This is a genomic window from Tsukamurella ocularis (assembly GCF_965138335.1).
Classification (GTDB): Bacteria; Actinomycetota; Actinomycetes; order Mycobacteriales; family Mycobacteriaceae; genus Tsukamurella; species Tsukamurella ocularis_A.
On the sequence record NZ_CBCSDV010000019.1, the window covers coordinates 37,059 to 51,798 of the forward strand.

At 71.3% G+C, this 14,740-nt stretch carries 17 protein-coding genes; 6 read left to right on the top strand and 11 right to left on the bottom strand.

Going from position 1 to position 14,740, the window contains the following annotated elements:
* The first annotated feature begins 63 nt into the window (after positions 1 to 63).
* The 4 genes from ACNAYW_RS16970 (at position 64) to ACNAYW_RS16985 (ending at position 2,445) form a co-directional block, all read left to right on the top strand.
* Entirely contained in the window at positions 64 to 669 is a 606-nt protein-coding gene (locus ACNAYW_RS16970; protein ID WP_415850838.1) for a hypothetical protein, read from the top strand.
* Complete coding sequence (locus tag ACNAYW_RS16975; RefSeq protein WP_415850839.1) at positions 669 to 1,250, top strand: hypothetical protein; 582 nt, start codon at positions 669 to 671, stop codon at positions 1,248 to 1,250. The genes ACNAYW_RS16970 and ACNAYW_RS16975 overlap by 1 nt, the downstream gene beginning before the upstream one ends.
* Positions 1,247 to 1,825, top strand: coding sequence for a hypothetical protein (locus ACNAYW_RS16980; RefSeq protein WP_415850840.1), 579 nt, complete (start codon positions 1,247 to 1,249; stop codon positions 1,823 to 1,825). Before ACNAYW_RS16975 ends, ACNAYW_RS16980 begins: the two co-directional genes overlap by 4 nt.
* 269 nt (positions 1,826 to 2,094) lie before the next feature.
* Positions 2,095 to 2,445, top strand: a complete 351-nt coding sequence (locus ACNAYW_RS16985; RefSeq protein ID WP_415850841.1) for a hypothetical protein — start codon at positions 2,095 to 2,097, stop codon at positions 2,443 to 2,445.
* A gap of 90 nt (positions 2,446 to 2,535) precedes the next feature.
* Here the strand turns inward: ACNAYW_RS16985 and ACNAYW_RS16990 are convergent, their stop codons facing one another.
* From ACNAYW_RS16990 to dapB, 8 genes are all read right to left on the bottom strand, one after another.
* On the bottom strand, positions 2,536 to 4,512 hold the full coding sequence (locus ACNAYW_RS16990) for a ribonuclease J (protein WP_415850842.1): 1,977 nt from the start codon (positions 4,510 to 4,512) through the stop codon (positions 2,536 to 2,538).
* Between the two features lie 3 nt (positions 4,513 to 4,515).
* Positions 4,516 to 5,421, bottom strand: coding sequence for a 4-hydroxy-tetrahydrodipicolinate synthase (gene dapA, locus ACNAYW_RS16995; protein ID WP_415850843.1), 906 nt, complete (start codon positions 5,419 to 5,421; stop codon positions 4,516 to 4,518).
* 43 nt (positions 5,422 to 5,464) lie between these two features.
* Positions 5,465 to 5,935, bottom strand: coding sequence for a dihydrofolate reductase (locus ACNAYW_RS17000; RefSeq protein WP_415850844.1), 471 nt, complete (start codon positions 5,933 to 5,935; stop codon positions 5,465 to 5,467).
* A 34-nt stretch (positions 5,936 to 5,969) separates the two neighbouring features.
* Positions 5,970 to 6,767, bottom strand: a complete 798-nt coding sequence (locus ACNAYW_RS17005) for a thymidylate synthase (RefSeq protein ID WP_415850845.1) — start codon at positions 6,765 to 6,767, stop codon at positions 5,970 to 5,972.
* Between the two features lie 62 nt (positions 6,768 to 6,829).
* Positions 6,830 to 7,357: a DinB family protein gene (locus ACNAYW_RS17010; protein WP_415850846.1), complete on the bottom strand. Its 528-nt coding sequence runs from the start codon at positions 7,355 to 7,357 to the stop codon at positions 6,830 to 6,832.
* 88 nt (positions 7,358 to 7,445) lie between these two features.
* On the bottom strand, positions 7,446 to 7,895 hold the full coding sequence (locus ACNAYW_RS17015; RefSeq protein ID WP_415850847.1) for a flavodoxin family protein: 450 nt from the start codon (positions 7,893 to 7,895) through the stop codon (positions 7,446 to 7,448).
* Positions 7,895 to 8,365, bottom strand: coding sequence for a hypothetical protein (locus ACNAYW_RS17020; protein ID WP_415850848.1), 471 nt, complete (start codon positions 8,363 to 8,365; stop codon positions 7,895 to 7,897). The genes ACNAYW_RS17015 and ACNAYW_RS17020 overlap by 1 nt, the downstream gene beginning before the upstream one ends.
* 5 nt (positions 8,366 to 8,370) lie before the next feature.
* Complete coding sequence (gene dapB / locus ACNAYW_RS17025; protein ID WP_415850849.1) at positions 8,371 to 9,114, bottom strand: 4-hydroxy-tetrahydrodipicolinate reductase; 744 nt, start codon at positions 9,112 to 9,114, stop codon at positions 8,371 to 8,373.
* A 24-nt stretch (positions 9,115 to 9,138) separates the two neighbouring features.
* Between dapB and ACNAYW_RS17030 the strand changes: the two genes are divergently transcribed.
* Together ACNAYW_RS17030 and ACNAYW_RS17035 are read left to right on the top strand one after the other, a co-directional pair.
* Positions 9,139 to 9,519, top strand: coding sequence for an MmcQ/YjbR family DNA-binding protein (locus tag ACNAYW_RS17030; RefSeq protein WP_415850850.1), 381 nt, complete (start codon positions 9,139 to 9,141; stop codon positions 9,517 to 9,519).
* A gap of 10 nt (positions 9,520 to 9,529) precedes the next feature.
* Positions 9,530 to 10,501 carry a magnesium transporter CorA family protein gene (locus ACNAYW_RS17035; protein ID WP_415850851.1) on the top strand — a complete coding sequence of 324 codons (972 nt, stop codon included), beginning with the start codon at positions 9,530 to 9,532 and terminating at the stop codon, positions 10,499 to 10,501.
* On the opposite strand, the gene ACNAYW_RS17040 is transcribed toward ACNAYW_RS17035, so the two are convergent.
* The 3 genes from ACNAYW_RS17040 to ACNAYW_RS17050 are packed head-to-tail and all read right to left on the bottom strand — an operon-like array spanning position 10,479 to position 14,736.
* Positions 10,479 to 12,617, bottom strand: a complete 2,139-nt coding sequence (locus ACNAYW_RS17040) for an MMPL family transporter (protein WP_415850852.1) — start codon at positions 12,615 to 12,617, stop codon at positions 10,479 to 10,481. The genes ACNAYW_RS17035 and ACNAYW_RS17040 overlap by 23 nt on opposite strands.
* Positions 12,614 to 13,450: a GNAT family N-acetyltransferase gene (locus ACNAYW_RS17045; protein ID WP_415850853.1), complete on the bottom strand. Its 837-nt coding sequence runs from the start codon at positions 13,448 to 13,450 to the stop codon at positions 12,614 to 12,616. The genes ACNAYW_RS17040 and ACNAYW_RS17045 overlap by 4 nt, the downstream gene beginning before the upstream one ends.
* Positions 13,447 to 14,736: a SidA/IucD/PvdA family monooxygenase gene (locus ACNAYW_RS17050; RefSeq protein ID WP_415850854.1), complete on the bottom strand. Its 1,290-nt coding sequence runs from the start codon at positions 14,734 to 14,736 to the stop codon at positions 13,447 to 13,449. The genes ACNAYW_RS17045 and ACNAYW_RS17050 overlap by 4 nt, the downstream gene beginning before the upstream one ends.
* Positions 14,737 to 14,740: the final 4 nt, after the last annotated feature.

A 14,740-nucleotide genomic window follows, 5' to 3' on the forward strand; every position in this document is an offset into this window, starting at 1 on the left:
GGATGCGCCCGCGTCCCCTTACTTCGTACTGAAATCAAAAGGAAGTGTTCTATACTTCACCGCATGATTGCGAACTCAATGTCGACGTCCCGCCGCACGCGCTTCGCCTCGGCCGCCGCGCTCCTCGCCGTGGTGGCGGCGGGCTCGACTCTCGCCGCACCCGCGGCGTCCGCCGCCCCCGTGTCCCGGGCTCTCGTGCTCTCCCAGGCGCAGTTCCCCGCGGGCTCGGTCGACTACCGCACCGGCCGGCTGAACGGCGAGGCGGTCACCATCAAGAACACCGCGCCGCAGCCGTGCAAGGACGCCGCGAACCGACTGAACGGAGCGACCGCGAACGCGCAGTCCGTGGCCGCCTCGGCCCGGAACGGGTACTCGTTCATGACGACCGGAGTCATCTCGCCCGCCCAGGGGGCGCTGTGGCGCGGCATGGCGCAGGCGTGCTCGGGGCGGAACTCGGAGCTCGCGGTGCCCGGTGATCTCACGCGCTACAACCCCACCGTCATCACCTACGGCGAGGGCGAACGCGCCGGAGCGATCGAGGGCGCGGCCGACGTCAAGGGTTACACGGTCAACGTCTACGTCCGCGGCCTCAGCGAGACCCCCGCCAACACCGCCCGCTTCTGGCAGGTCCTCCGCGCGCAGATCCAGAAGGTCGAGGCGGCGCGCTGATGCGCGTCCGCACCGTGCTCGCCGGGTCGACCGCGGCCGTCCTCGCCGCCGTCGCCCTGCCCGGCGTCGCGCAGGCGGCCCCCGTCGTGCCGGCACGCGCCGTGCTCGCCGCCCACGAGTTCCCGATCGGGACCACCGGGTACGCGGTGGAGAACGAGACGATCCGAACGACGGACGACATCAACGGCCCGACGCACACGGAGTGCGACCGCCGGCTCGTCGCCGGCGCGAAGGCGATCGACGGCGCGCTCGCGTCCACCGCGAAGGTCGCCCGCGGGGCCGTGCGCGTGGAGTCGGCGGTGGTCGCCCGTTCGTTCACCGCTGAGGTCTCCGCTCTGACTGCCGCCTGCGACGCGGAGTCCTCGCCGCACAGCCGCACCGTCGTCCTGCCCGCTCCGGCGGACCTGGCCCGCTACCGCACCTTCCTCACGCAATACGCCGGAACCTCGTTCCAGGGCTGGGTGGACGTTCACGGCGCGACGGTGACCGTCGACGTCATGAGCAGCTCCGACAGCGGCGCGCGCGACCTGTTCTGGCAGGTCCTCCGCGCGCAGGTCGCGAAGGTCGAGCGGCAGCCGTGATCGGGCGACGGCTCGTCGTTGCCGGCGCGATCGCCCTTGCGGCGCCGGCCCTCGGTCCCGGCGTCGCCCAGGCGGCTCCGGTGAACACCACCCGGACGATTCTTGCCGCCCACGAATTCCCGCTCGGTTCGAACGGCTACAAGGTCGAGACCGAGACTTTGGAGCCGTTCGACGAGCCCGGCAACACGGGCACGCCGTGCTCGCGATTCATCCGAACCATGTTCGAGCGACTCGGTGGCGCACAGGTGACCAGCGCCCAGGTCATTCGGGGAACGACCCAGGTCGAGGTCGCCGTCGTGAACCGCCCCATGGCGGCATTGATGGCTGAGGGTTTCCCCACGTGCGAGGCCCAGGTCGATCCGAGGGCCCGTTCGACGGTTCTCGCCGCCCCCACCGACCTCGCTCGTCTGCGTCCGTTCGTGTTCAAGGACGCCGACGAGATGCAGGCATGGGTCGACCTACGGGGCATCTCCGTCAACGTCACGACGACCACCAAGAACCGCGGTCCCGCCGACGCCGAGACCTTCTGGCAGACACTGCGCGCCCAGGTCGCCAAGGTGGAGCGCCAGCCGTGAGGCGCGCGGCGACGGCGGCCGCTACGGGCCTCGTCGCCGCATGCGCTGCGCTCGGAGCTTGTTCCGCCGCACCCGGCGGAACCGCGAATCGAGCGGCCGACCTCGCGCTACCGGAATCCGAACTCCCCCACGGGGTACGGAACGTGATGCGCGCCCCCGACTACAGGTGGGGGCGTTCGACGGTTCTCGGCGGCGACGAGCCCTGTTTCACCGCAACGCGGAACCACGAACGCGCCCGCGACGGCCTCGGATTGTCGTCGACCAGCGCCGTGTTGGACGCTTTCGCCCTGCGCTTCGAGGTGACCGCGGCGACCATCTCCGCGACCAATGTCCTCAGCAGATTCGCCTGCGTCGCGGAGGGTGGCGAGACGGCCCGCACCGCCTGGCTGCCGGACGATCTGCTGCGCAGACCGGCCACCGTCATCGAGATACGAACGCGATCAGGGCAGCTCGCCGCGATGGAGGGGTACCTCGACGCCAAGGGCGTATCGCTGGCCGTCAGCGTGCAGAATTTCGGTCTCATGGCCGGCGCCGCCGACGCTGCGCCGACCGAGGTCGACCGCGACCAGTTCTGGAGACTCTTCCGCGCCCAGATCGACCGCGTCGATCAGGCGTACTGACGCCTGGTCCGGCACCGCGACCAACACCATTCGAAGCGTTCTGCGACCTCCCGTTGCGGAGACGTCGCAGAACGCTTCAGACGATGTTCGCTACTCCCCCACCACGATCACGGTGGGGACGATCATCGGCCGACGCCGGTAGGCCTTGTCGACCCAGCGGCCCACGGCCCGTCGAACGCCCTGCGCGATGCGGTGCGCCTCCTTGACGCCCTCGGCGGCCAGGTCGGCGATCACGTCCTCGACGATCTGCTCCGCCTCCTTGAGCGCGGTCGGGTCGTCGGAGAAGCCGCGGCCCGAGACCTCGGGCTTGCTGACGGCGTTGCCCTCCTCGTCGATGGCGACGGTGATGGCGATGAAGCCGCCCTCGCCCAGGACGAGGCGGTCCGACAGCGTCGACTCACCGACGTCGCCCACGGAGCTGCCGTCCACGTAGACATGGCCGACGGGCACCTGCCCGACGATCTTCGCGACGCCGCCCACCAGGTCGACCACGACGCCGTCCTCGGCGAGCATGATGCGGTCCTTGGGCACGCCGGTGGCCTCGGCCAGGGCGGCGTTGGCCCGCAGGTGCCGCCACTCGCCGTGCACGGGCATCGCGTTGCGCGGCCGCACCGCGTTGTACAGGTACAGCAGCTCGCCGGCGCTGGCGTGGCCGGACACGTGCACCTTGGCGCTCTGCTGCGTGATCACCTTGGCGCCCAGCTTGGACAGCCCGTTGACCACGGCGAAGACGGAGTTCTCGTTGCCCGGGATGAGCGAGCTGGCGAGCACCACGAGGTCGTTCGGCGAGATGGTGATGTTGCGGTGCTCACCGCGGGCCATGCGCGAGAGCGCGGCCAGCGGCTCGCCCTGCGAGCCGGTGGAGATGAGCACGACGCGGTCGTCGGGCAGCGAGGCCGCGGTGTCGAGGTCGACCTCCACGCCCTCGGGCAGGTGCATGTAGCCGAGCTCCTGGGCGAGCGCCATGTTCCGCACCATCGACCGGCCGACGAACGTGATCCGCCGGTTGTGGGCCATCGCGACCTCGGCGATCTGCTGGATGCGGTGCACGTGCGAGGCGAAGGACGCCACGATCACGCGGCCCTTGGCCCTTCCGATCACGTTGTCGAGCACGGGGCCGATCTCCCGCTCGGGGGTCACGAAGCCCGGGACCTCGGCGTTGGTCGAGTCCACGAGGAACAGGTCCACGCCCGCGTCGCCGAGCCGCGAGAAGCCGGCGAGGTCGGTGAGGCGGCCGTCGAGCGGCAGCTGGTCGAGCTTGATGTCACCGGTGTGCAGCGCCACCTGGCCGCCCGCGTGGATCGCCACGGCGATCGCGTCGGGGATGGAGTGGTTCACGGCGAAGTACTCGCACTCGAACGGGCCGTGGCTCGTCGACTCGCCCTCGCGGACCTCGATCAGCTTGGGCCGCAGCCGGTGCTCGTCGCACTTGGCCTTCACCAGCGCGAGCGTGAACTTGGCGCCGACGACGGGGATGTCGGGCCGCAGGCGCAGCAGGAAGGGCACCGCGCCGATGTGGTCCTCGTGGCCGTGCGTGAGCACGATCGCCTCGACGTCCTTGATGCGGTCCTCGATGTAGCGGAAGTCCGGGAGGATGAGGTCGACGCCGGGCTGCTGGTCCTCGGGGAAGAGCACGCCGCAGTCGACGACGAGCAGCTTGCCGTCGTACTCGAAGACGGTCATGTTGCGACCGATCTCCTTGATGCCGCCGAGCGCGACCACGCGCATGCCGCCCTTGGGCAGCTTGGGCGGCGCGCCCAGCCGCTCCACGGCGGCCGACGGTGCCTTCTGCCCACCACCGCGGCGCCCGCCGCCGCGACGATTCCCGCCGCCCTTCGACGCGGCCTTCTGCGGCTGCTTCGCCTCGGCCTTCGCGGGTGCGTCCGCCTTCGCGGGCGCCTGCGCCGCGGGCGCCTGCGCCGCGGGCGCCTGGGCCGCCGGGGCCTTGTCCTCGACGACGATCCGCGCCGCCGAGGTGGAGATCACCGGCTTGGGCTCGGCAGGCGGTCCCGCCTGCCGGGTGGCCTTTCGGCTCCGTCGGGCTCCGCCTGCTGCACCGTCGGTCATTGTTTAGAGCACCCCCGCTTGGGTCAGTAGCGCTGCGAGCCGGTCGCGCTGTTCACCGGTGGGCGGTACCTGCGGAAGCCGCGGTACGCCCATATCCAGCCCCTGCAGGGCCAGTGCCGCCTTCGAGAAGGTCACGCCGCCGAGGCCGGCCATGGCCTCGTAGACGGGCCCGAGGGAGGCGTTGATGTTCTGGGCGCGGGCGTTATCGCCCGCGAGGTGGGCGTCGCGCATCGCGCGCAGCTGCGGCGCGACGACGTGCCCGATGACGGAGACGAAACCGAGCGCGCCCACGGAGAGCCAGGGCAGGTTCAGCGGGTCGTCGCCGGACAGGAACTGCAGATCGGTCTCGGCGATGAGCCGGGCGCCGGCGCCGAGATCGCCCTTCGCGTCCTTCACACCGATGATGTTCTTGTGCTCGGAGAGCTTGCGCAGGGTGTCCGTCTCGATCGGGACCACCGAGCGCGGCGGAATGTCGTAGAGCAGGACGGGCAGGTCGGTGGCGTCGGCCACCGTCGTGAAGTGCGCCAGCAGCCCGGCCTGCGGGGGCCGCGAGTAGTACGGGGTCACCACGAGCAGGCCGTGCGCGCCGGCCTCGGCCGCATCCCGCGCGAAGACGGCGGACTCGTCGGTGTCGTAGGTGCCGACGCCCGCGGTGATCTTCACGCGGTCGCCGACGGCCTCGAGGATCGCCTTGAGGAACTGGATCTTCTCCCACGGCTGGGTGGTGGGCGACTCACCCGTGGTGCCCGCGACGATGAGCCCGTCGCAGCCCTGATCGGCGAGGTGCGACGCCAGCTTCTGCCCGGCCTCGAGGTCCAGCGTGCCGTCCGCCTTGAACGGGGTCACCATCGCCACGGAGATCGCGCCGAAGGGGGTGGTGGGCGTTGTCGTCGCCGGGGTCGCACTCATAAGCGCTAAGGCTACCCACCCGGCGGCGGAAAGCTGCTATTGGCTAGCGGTTGCGCCGATAGGTCAGGTGCCGGTAGCGCAGGCCCGACGAGGACTCGCGCCAGGGCGCGTCCGCCTCGAGCGTGAAGTCACCGGGGATCGACGGTGCGCGGGTGTCGCCGTCGATGTCGGCGTCCACCTCGGTGACGGCGAGCAGGTCCGCGTGGGGCAGTGCCGCAGCGTAGATCTCGCCGCCGCCGATCACCCACACGTCCCCGTCCGGGAGCGTGGGGGCGTGCTGGACCACGGCACCGTCGGCACGCCAGGACCGGTCCCTGGTGACGACGATGTTCGTGCGGCCCGGGAGCGGCCGGAACCGCGGCGGCAGGGAGTCCCAGGTGCGCCGGCCCATCAGGACGGTCGCGCCGGCGGTGGTCTCGCGGAAGAACTTCATGTCCTCGGGGATGTGCCAGGGGATCCCGCCGTCGGCGCCGATCACTCCCCCGCGGGCCTGCGCCCAGATCAGGCCGATCACTGCTCTGCCACCAGGGCGTGGATGAGCCCGATCACTAGACCGCCACCGGCGCCTTGATCGCGGGATGGTGCTCATAGCCGTGGACGGTGATGTCGCCGTACTCGTAGTCGAAGATGCTGGGCCGGTCGGCGAGCTCCAGGCGCGGGTACGGGTACGGATCGCGACTGAGCTGCTCGGTGACCTGCTCGACGTGGTTGTCGTAGATGTGGCAGTCCCCGCCGGTCCACACGAAATCGCCGGGCTCGAGGCCCACCTGCGCGGCCACCATGTGGGTGAGCAGCGCGTAGCTGGCGATGTTGAACGGGACGCCGAGGAACAGGTCGGCGCTGCGCTGGTAGAGCTGGCAGCTCAGCTTCCCGTCGGCCGCGTAGAACTGGAAGAACGCGTGGCAGGGCGGCAGCGCCATGTTCTCGATCTCGGCGACGTTCCACGCGGAGACGATGTTGCGCCGGCTGGCCGGGTTGGTGCGGAGCGTCTCGATGGCCTTGCTGATCTGGTCGATGTGCTCGCCGTTCGGGGTGGGCCAGCTGCGCCACTGCACGCCGTAGACGGGGCCGAGCTCGCCGTCGGGCGCCGCCCACTCGTCCCAGATGGTGACGCCGTTGTCCTGCAGCCACTTGACGTTGGAGTCGCCGCGGAGGAACCACAGCAGCTCGTACGCGATGGACTTCATGTGCACGCGCTTGGTGGTGATGAGCGGGAAGCCCTGCGACAGGTCGTAGCGCAGCTGGCGGCCGAAGACGCTGCGCGTCCCGGTGCCCGTGCGGTCCGGCCGGTGCGTGCCGTTCTCCATCACGTCGCGGAGCAGGTCTTCGTAGGGCGTCGCGATCACGCCCCCAGTCTAGAGGCGAGCCCCGACGAGCTCCGGTCGCGGCGGCACGAACGGCGCGCCGGTCAGCCCGCGAGCCGGGCGGCGCGGGCGAGGCGCTGCTGACCGATCTCCGCGAGGTTCTTCATCAGTTCGGCGTTGACCCACGCGACCTGGTGCCCGACGGTCAGGCCCGCGTCCTCGGGCCACGGGTACGCCGAGGGTTCGTCGAGGCGCTCCTCGGTGAGCGCGCCGAGCACCGTCAACCACTCGTCGCGCTGCGTCGTCAGCCACGCCACCGCCCCGTCGGGGCCCGGCCATCGCACGGATTCGCGTGCGCGGACCGGCCGACCGAGGAGGTGGTCCGCGGTGGTGCCCCACCACCAGCCGATGTGCCAGCTGATCCAGGCCATCGTCGGCACCGGTACCGGGTCGGGTTCGGTTTCGGCCCAGTCGGCGATCCACGCGCCGTCGTCGCCGCGGCGCATCGTCCAGGTCAGCGACGCCGGCTCCCACCGGAAGTCGTCGGGAGTCAGCTCGGCGAGGTGCACCTCGCCGAGCGCCCAGGTCAGGTCGAACTGCCAGCGCAGGAGGTCGAGCCGCGATTCAGCCACCACCCGACCCTATCGGCGTCGGGCGCGTGGCCGCCCGCCGTGCCGCCCGGCCGCCCTGTGAATCCACGGCGCGGTTCCCGCCGTACTGCTACATCAGCTGCGCGGCGACGGTGGCGCCGAGGTTCCAGCACTCCTCGAGCTGGGCCTTCGTCGGCTTCCCGGAGAGCACGACGTGCGGGGTCGCCTTCACCCAGCCGAGCCCGGCGGTGATCGAATCCACCGCCCGCTCGGCGCCCTCGCCGCCCTCGTTGGCGTGCAGGTACAGCCCGAACGGCCGATCGCGGGTCGAGTCGAGGCACGGGTAGTAGATGGTGTCGAAGGCGTGTTTGAGCGCGCCGGAGATGTAGCCCAGATTCGCCGGCGAACCGAGGACGTAGCCGTCCGCGGCGAGGACGTCCGACGCCGTCACCGCCAGCGCCGCACGTCGCACCACCTCGACGCCCTCGATCTCGGGATCGGTGGCCCCCGCGATCACCGCCTCGAACATCTCCTGGCAGTGCGGAGACGGGGTGTGGTGGATCACGAGGAGGACGGCCATCAGCGCGCCTTCTTCTCCATCGAGACGGCGCGCGTCATCCAGTCCCGCGCGCGCGAGCGATCGCCCGCGTAGTCGTAGGCGCGGGCCAACCGGTAGGCGTTCACCCACGACTCCGGCTCGGCCTCGTACTCGGCCTTCACCTGCGCGAACAGCTGATCGGCCGCGTCGCGCTGCACGCGACCGGAGGGCATCGTCGGCAGATCCGAGACGTCGAGGTCCCGGCCGAGCGCCTTCGCGGAGGCGGCGAGCCGCTGATGCGCGTAGCCGTTGCTGAGCACGGACCACAGGATCCACAGGCCCACGAGTCCGACCAGCACCATGCCGAAGGCGAGGCCCAGGTTCGCTCCCCCGCCGCGCCGCGCGATCATCCACGCCCAGACGCCGATGAGACCGATGTACATGAGCATCGCGACCGCGAGGAACCCGATGACCAGCAACTGGCCCAGGTTGCCGCGATCGCGCTGCGTCATCGCACTCACAGATCCATCAGCGGCTCGATGCCCACGGTGAGGCCGGGCCGCGAGGAGATGCCGCGCACGCCGAGCAGGACGCCGGGGATGAAGGAGCTGCGGTCGAGCGAATCGTGCCGGATGGTCAGGGTCTCGCCCTGGGTGCCCAGCAGCACCTCCTGGTGCGCGACGAGGCCCGCGACGCGGACGGAGTGCACGCGGACACCGTCGACGCGAGCGCCGCGGGCGCGGTCGAACTCGGCGGAGGTGGCGTCGGGCATCTTCCCCCGGCCGGCCTCCTCACGCGCCTCGGCGATGAGCTCGGCGGTGCGGGTGGCCGTGCCGGACGGTGCGTCCGCCTTGGAGGGGTGGTGCAGCTCGATGATCTCGACGGAATCGAAGTACTTCGCGGCCTGCGCCGCGAAGCGCATGGTGAGCACCGCGCCGATCGCGAAGTTCGGCGCGATGAGCACACCCACCTCGGGCTTCTCGGCGAGCCACTCGCGCACGGTGTCGAGGCGGTCGTCGGTGAAGCCGGTGGTGCCGATGACGGCGTGAATCCCGTTGTCGATGAGGAACTTCAGGTTGTCCATCACCACGTCGGGATGGGTGAAGTCGATGACCACCTGGGTGTTCGAGTCGAGCAGCCCGGTGAGCATGTCACCCGCGTCGACCGCAGCACTCAGCTCCAGGTCGTCGGCCGCCTCCACCGCATCGACCATCGCGCGGCCCACCTTGCCGCCGGATCCCAGGACACCCACGTTCAGCATGCGCCCGACGATACCCTTGGCACCGTGACCGCCCGACCAGACGTTCCCGACGAGTGGATCGACCGCCTCGCCGGCATCCTCGAGGCCTTCCCCGAATGCGTCGCCGACCGGGCGTGGGTGGGCACGCGCTGGCGCGTCCGCGGGGCGACGGTGGCCCACGTCTTCGGCGGCGAGGACCAGCAGTTCCGGCTCATCTTCCGGGCCGAGCCCGGAGAGGTCCCGGCGTTCGAGAACCTCGGCGACCCCTACTTCCGGGTCGACTGGGGCGAGAGCACCGTCGGGATCCTGGTCGACGAGCACACCGACTGGGACGAGGTCGCCGAACTCCTCACCGACTCCTACTGCGTGCAGGCTCCGGCGTCCCTCGCCGAACTCGTGGAGCGCCCACCGGCCGGCGCGTCCTAGGGTTGCGCCCATGGACGTGACCCTCCGGACCTTCGTGAGCGACGCGGACGCGTGCTTCGACGTCGTCCACCACGCCGCGACGGAGGCCGCCACGCGGGCGCTCGCGGCACCGTCGACCCTGATCTGGGTGGACGTGCTCGACCCGACCGAAGAGGAGTTCGCCCCGTTCGTGCAGACGATGGGCCTGGACAAGCTCGCCGTCGAGGACGCGCTCACCGTCCACGAGCGCCCGAAGTCCCTGCGCTACGGCGAGATCATGTTCGTGACGGCGTACACGCTGGCCGAGGACGGTGCCACGAGTCGCCTCTCGCTGTTCCTGTTCGAGCACGGCGTGCTGACGGTGCGGCTGGGCGACGGCTTTCCCGTCGACGACGTGGCGGAGACCATCTCCGACAACGCGGATCTGCTGCAGTACGGCCCGAAATCGCTCGAGATGATGCTGTTGGACGCCGTCGTCGACGGGTACACCGCGCGGGTGACGGTGGTCGACGAACGGCTCGACGACGTGGAATCGATCCTGTTCGACGGCCGTTCCAGCGACCGCGTCTCCCAGATGACGTTCGATCTGCACAAGCAGGTGGGCGAGCTGCGCCGCATCGTGCTGCCGATGCGCGACGTGGTGGGGTCGGTGCTGCGCCGCGTGTCCGCGGCACCCGACCTGCACGCGTTGCTGCCCTACGCCGAGGACGTCTACGACCACACGATGCGCGCCGCGGACTGGACCGAGGGCCTGCGCGACGCCGTGGAGTCGGTCCGCTCGACGAACCTCGCGCTGGTGGACAACCAGCTCAACACCGTGATGAAGAAGCTCACCAGCTGGGCCGCGATCATCGCCGTCCCCACCGCCATCACCGGGTACTTCGGCCAGAACGTGCCCTACCCGGGCTTCGGCCAGGAGTGGGGTTTCTGGATCAGCGTGGTGCTGATGCTCGCTCTGGCCGGCGGCCTGTACGCGGCCTTCAAGCGCCGCGGCTGGCTCTGACGCGACCCGGCCACCAGTTCGCGGTCCCCGCGATCCGCATGAACGCCGGGAGCAGCACCAGCCGCACCAGGGTCGCGTCGAGCAGCACTGCGATGGCCAGGCCGACACCGAGCATCCGCATGAACGACACCTCGGAGAAGCCGATCGCCGCGAAGACGACGGCCATGAGCAGCGCCGCGGCGGTGACCACCCGCGCGGTGCTCGCGATACCGCGGGCGACGGCCTCGTCGTTCGCGTCGCGGTCCCGCCCGGGCAGGCCCTGCCACTCCTCGCGGATCCGGGACAGCAGGAAGACCTCGTAGTCCATCGACAATCCGAAGGCGATGCAGAACATCAGCACCGGCATGTCCGCGATCAGGTGGCCGGTCACCGTCGTCCCGAGCCCACCGAGGTGCCCCTCCTGGAAGATCCACACCATCGCGCCGAAGGTAGCGGACAGCGAGAGCACGTTGAGCACCAACGCCTTCAGCGGCAGCAGCAGGCTCCCGGTGAGCAGGAACAGCAGCAGGAAGGTGGTCACGGCGATCGCCGCGAGGACCCGCGGCACCGCCCCGAGGATCGAGTCCACCGCGTCCCGGTCCGCCTGCGCCGCACCGGCGAACAGCGTCGGGGCGGGCGCCGGCACGGCACGCAGCGCGTCCAGCTGAGCGACGCCCGGCTCCGACCGGGGGTCGTACTCGCTCGTCACCGTCACCAGGCGCGCGAAACCCGCTCGGGCCGTGGCATCGCCGTCGGCCACGCGGACCCCGCGCAGCCACGTCCCGTCGGGGCCGGTGACGGGCCCGGTCCCCGTGGTCCGGGACAGCTCCCGGGCGTAGTCCTCCGTACCCGACGGTGCGCCCTCCGGCAGCAGGATCAGGACGTCGGCCGCGGGGTTCGGCCGGAAGCCGGTGCGCAGCTCGTCGCCCACCCGGTGCGACGACGCGGTGGCCGGCAGGGCGCGGTCGTCGGGATAGCCGAGCTTCGCGCCGAGGAAGGGCGCACCGAGCGCGAGCAGGATCAGGACGACGGCGATCCCGAGCGGGACCGCGCGGCGCTGGACCGCTCGCACCGCCCGGTACCAGCGGGATTCGTCGCCGTGGCGCGGCCCGCGGCCCACCCGGAGCCTGTCGATCCGGTCGCCCAGCAGGGTCAGGATCGCGGGCGTCACGATCAGCGTGGCGAGCGCCGTGAACGCGACGACGACCAGGCCGGCGTAGGCGAAGGAGCGCAGGAAGTACATCGGGAAGAGCACCATCGCGGCGAGGCTGAGCCCGACGGTGACGGCGGAGAACAGCACCGTTCGCCCGGCGGTCGCCATCGCGGTGACGAGGGCCTCGTCGCGCCCCCGCTCGGGCACCTCCTCGCGATACCTGCTGACCACGAGCAGGGTGTAGTCGATGGCCAGCGCCAGGCTCATGGCGGTGATGAGGTTGAGCGCGAACACCGAGACGTCGGTCGCCTCGGCCACGAGCCGCAGCAGTCCCGAGGTCGCGATGATCGCGGCGATCCCCACCACGACGGGCACCGCGGCCGCGATCAGGCCGCCGAAGGCCCACACCAGGACCAGGAACGTGAGGGGCAGGGCGATCAGCTCCGCCCGGATCAGATCATCGCCCGACTGCTCGTTGATCTGCAGGTAGGTCATCGCCTCGCCGCCGGCCTCGACCCGCACTCCGTCGGGCGGGCGCGGCAGGCCGTCGACGATCGCGCGAGCGTGGTCGGGCGCCTCCCCCGTGCCGCCGGCGAGGCTCGCGACGACGAGGCCGGTGCGACCGTCCGCCGAGGTCAGGCGCGCGGCGGCCGCGGGATCGGACCAACCGGACGTGGCGGACTGCACCGCGGGCGCGCGCCGGAGGCCGTCCGTCACCGCGCGGCCGTACTCCGCGGCGGCCGGCACCGAGTCGGCCGTCTCCGAACGCACGGTGAGGACGAGCGAGGAACCGCCGCGCCGGAAGTCGTCCTCCACGGTCCGCTGCGCGCGGGCGGATTCGGCGGCGGGGTCGGTGCTGCCGCCGCTGCGGAGCGCGCCGCCGACGCCCGCCCCGAGCCAGCCCAGCACGACGAGCAGGAGCAGCGACGCCGCGAGCACCGTGCGGGGCCGCGCGGCGACGGCGCGGGTGAGACGCGCGATCACAGCGCCGCGAGGAAGGAACGGACCTCGTCGAGGCAGCCGGCCCGGCGCATCCGCTCGTCCTCGAACAGCACGAGGAAGTCGGCCATCTCGAAATCGGGGTCGTACGAAGGCATGCCGCACACGATGCCGCCGTACCGCACGGCGATCCGGATCGTCGGCGGGACCAGATCCTCGTCGGCTCCGGCGGGCCGGGGCAACTCGCCGATCGGGATCCCGTCGACGGCGACGGGCCGGAGGGGGTCGGCGCGCACGGGACCGTCGGCGAGCGCGTCGTTGTCGGTGAGGAAGCCGAGGGCGGCCCGGACCAGCGCGGCGCGGGGGTGCACGCCGTCCTCCATCCGCACCGACATGCAGCCCATCGCGTACCGGAATCCGGCGCGCTCGTAGAACGCCAGCAGCGCGATCCGCAGCAGCATCGAGACGACGCCGCCGCGGTAGCCCGCGGCGATCGTGGCGCGGCCCCACTCCGCGACGTCGTCCGCCATCGCCGCGAACGCCGGGCTGAGGCGGAACATGCTGGTGGTGAACACCTCCCGCTCTCCGCTGGGTGCAGGCAGGATGATCCGGTAGCAGCCGACGATCTCATCGGTGGGGTCGTGCCGCACCAGGAGGTGCGCGCTGTAGTCGTCGAAGCGGTCGACGTCGATCGGCCGGCCGAGTCGCTCGCTGAGCACCGCCCCGGGCAGTGGCGCGCCCAGTTCGGTGGAGAACGCGTCGTACCGCAGGGCCTGCGCGCGTTCGATGTCGCGGGGGTCCTCCGCGACGAAGACCGTGTACGGGGTGCGCTCGGTCGCGGCGAAGAGGATGGTGCCCGCCGGTGTCCGCGTGGTCATGTCGACTCCTCGTGATCCAGCGCCCGGGCGATCTCGCCCGCGCGCACCGCGACGTTGGACAGCAGCGTGGTCCCGAGCCCGTGCCCGGGGAGGTCGGCACCCTGCACGTACAGCCCCGGCAGCTCGACACCGTCGATCACGGCGCGGTGCGAGCGGGCGACGTGCACGTCGGAACCGGGCGGCACCGCTCCATCCAGACCGGTGAGGCCGCCGGGCTCGAAACCCGTCGCGCACACCACCGCGTCGAACGTCGTCACCGTCCGCTCGCCCGTGGTGATCCGGCGCCGAGCCACCTCGACGGCACCGCCGTCGGTCACGGACGCGGAGACGATCTCGTTGGTGCGGTGCACCCGCAGCCGCCGCGGGCCGGTCACGGCCTCGCGGTACCAGCGGTCGTAGAGCTCCCGGGTCAGGGCGTGTTCGACGGCGGCGTAGTTCGTGTTGCCGTGGCGCTTCAACAGGGCGTCCCGGACCTCCGCCGACGCGACGTCGAACTCGTCGACGACGCCCGGGTCGAAGACCTGGTTGACGAAGGGGCTCTCGTCCACGTCCCCGAGGCCGAAGCCGTGGAAGACCATGTCCACTCGCGCGCCGGTGTCGTGCAGGTGCAGGGCCACCTCGGCGGCGGACTGGCCACCCCCGACGACCAGGAACCGCGCCCCGGAAAGGCCCTCGGGCAGCGTCTGTTCCAACTCCTCGAGCCGCGGGACGAGCTCGATGTTGTGGAAGACCCGATCGGTGCCGACCTCGTCGGCCCACGCGGGCAGCACCGGCCGCAGGCCCCGCGCCACCACGACGCTGCGCGCGCGGGTGATCCGCTCCGTCCCGTCGGGGCCGCGATGCGCGACGGCGAATCTGGCACCGTCGTCGCCGTCGGCCGGAGTCAGCCCCGTGACCTCGTGGCCGTACCGCACCTGCGCCGCGAAGGGCGCTGCCGCCCAGGCCAGATAGTCGGCGAACTCGGCTCGTTCGGGGGTCAGCACGGCGCGGTTGACGAAGTCGACGAGTCGGCCGCGGGCCCCGAGGTACGCGAGGAACGAGAAGGGGCTGGTCTGATTCCGCAGGGTCACCAGATCCTTGAGGAAGCTGATCTGCATCGAAGTACCCGGCAGCAGCATGCCCGGGTGCCAGGCGAAGCTCCGGCGGCGCTCGAGGAAGCACACGCTGCGGCGACCGTCCGGCACTTCGTCGAGGGCTATCGCGAGCGCCAGGTTCGCGGGCCCGAAACCGACCCCGAGCACGTCGACGACGCCCCCATCACCCATCGCATCCGTCGTCGGCCGCATCACA

Excerpts from the sequence above, each read along its gene's own strand:
- dapB (WP_415850849.1), bottom strand. The coding sequence starts at position 9,114 with ATGCTGAACGTGGGTGTCCTGGGATCCGGCGGCAAGGTGGGCCGCGCG.
- ACNAYW_RS17035 (WP_415850851.1), top strand. The coding sequence starts at position 9,530 with ATGGACGTGACCCTCCGGACCTTCGTGAGCGACGCGGACGCGTGCTTC.
- ACNAYW_RS17020 (WP_415850848.1), bottom strand. The coding sequence starts at position 8,365 with ATGACGCAGCGCGATCGCGGCAACCTGGGCCAGTTGCTGGTCATCGGG.
- ACNAYW_RS17045 (WP_415850853.1), bottom strand. The coding sequence starts at position 13,450 with ATGACCACGCGGACACCGGCGGGCACCATCCTCTTCGCCGCGACCGAG.
- ACNAYW_RS16970 (WP_415850838.1), top strand. The coding sequence starts at position 64 with ATGATTGCGAACTCAATGTCGACGTCCCGCCGCACGCGCTTCGCCTCG.
- ACNAYW_RS17050 (WP_415850854.1), bottom strand. The coding sequence starts at position 14,736 with ATGCGGCCGACGACGGATGCGATGGGTGATGGGGGCGTCGTCGACGTG.
- ACNAYW_RS16975 (WP_415850839.1), top strand. The coding sequence starts at position 669 with ATGCGCGTCCGCACCGTGCTCGCCGGGTCGACCGCGGCCGTCCTCGCC.
- ACNAYW_RS17015 (WP_415850847.1), bottom strand. The coding sequence starts at position 7,895 with ATGGCCGTCCTCCTCGTGATCCACCACACCCCGTCTCCGCACTGCCAG.
- dapA (WP_415850843.1), bottom strand. The coding sequence starts at position 5,421 with ATGAGTGCGACCCCGGCGACGACAACGCCCACCACCCCCTTCGGCGCG.
- ACNAYW_RS16990 (WP_415850842.1), bottom strand. The coding sequence starts at position 4,512 with ATGACCGACGGTGCAGCAGGCGGAGCCCGACGGAGCCGAAAGGCCACC.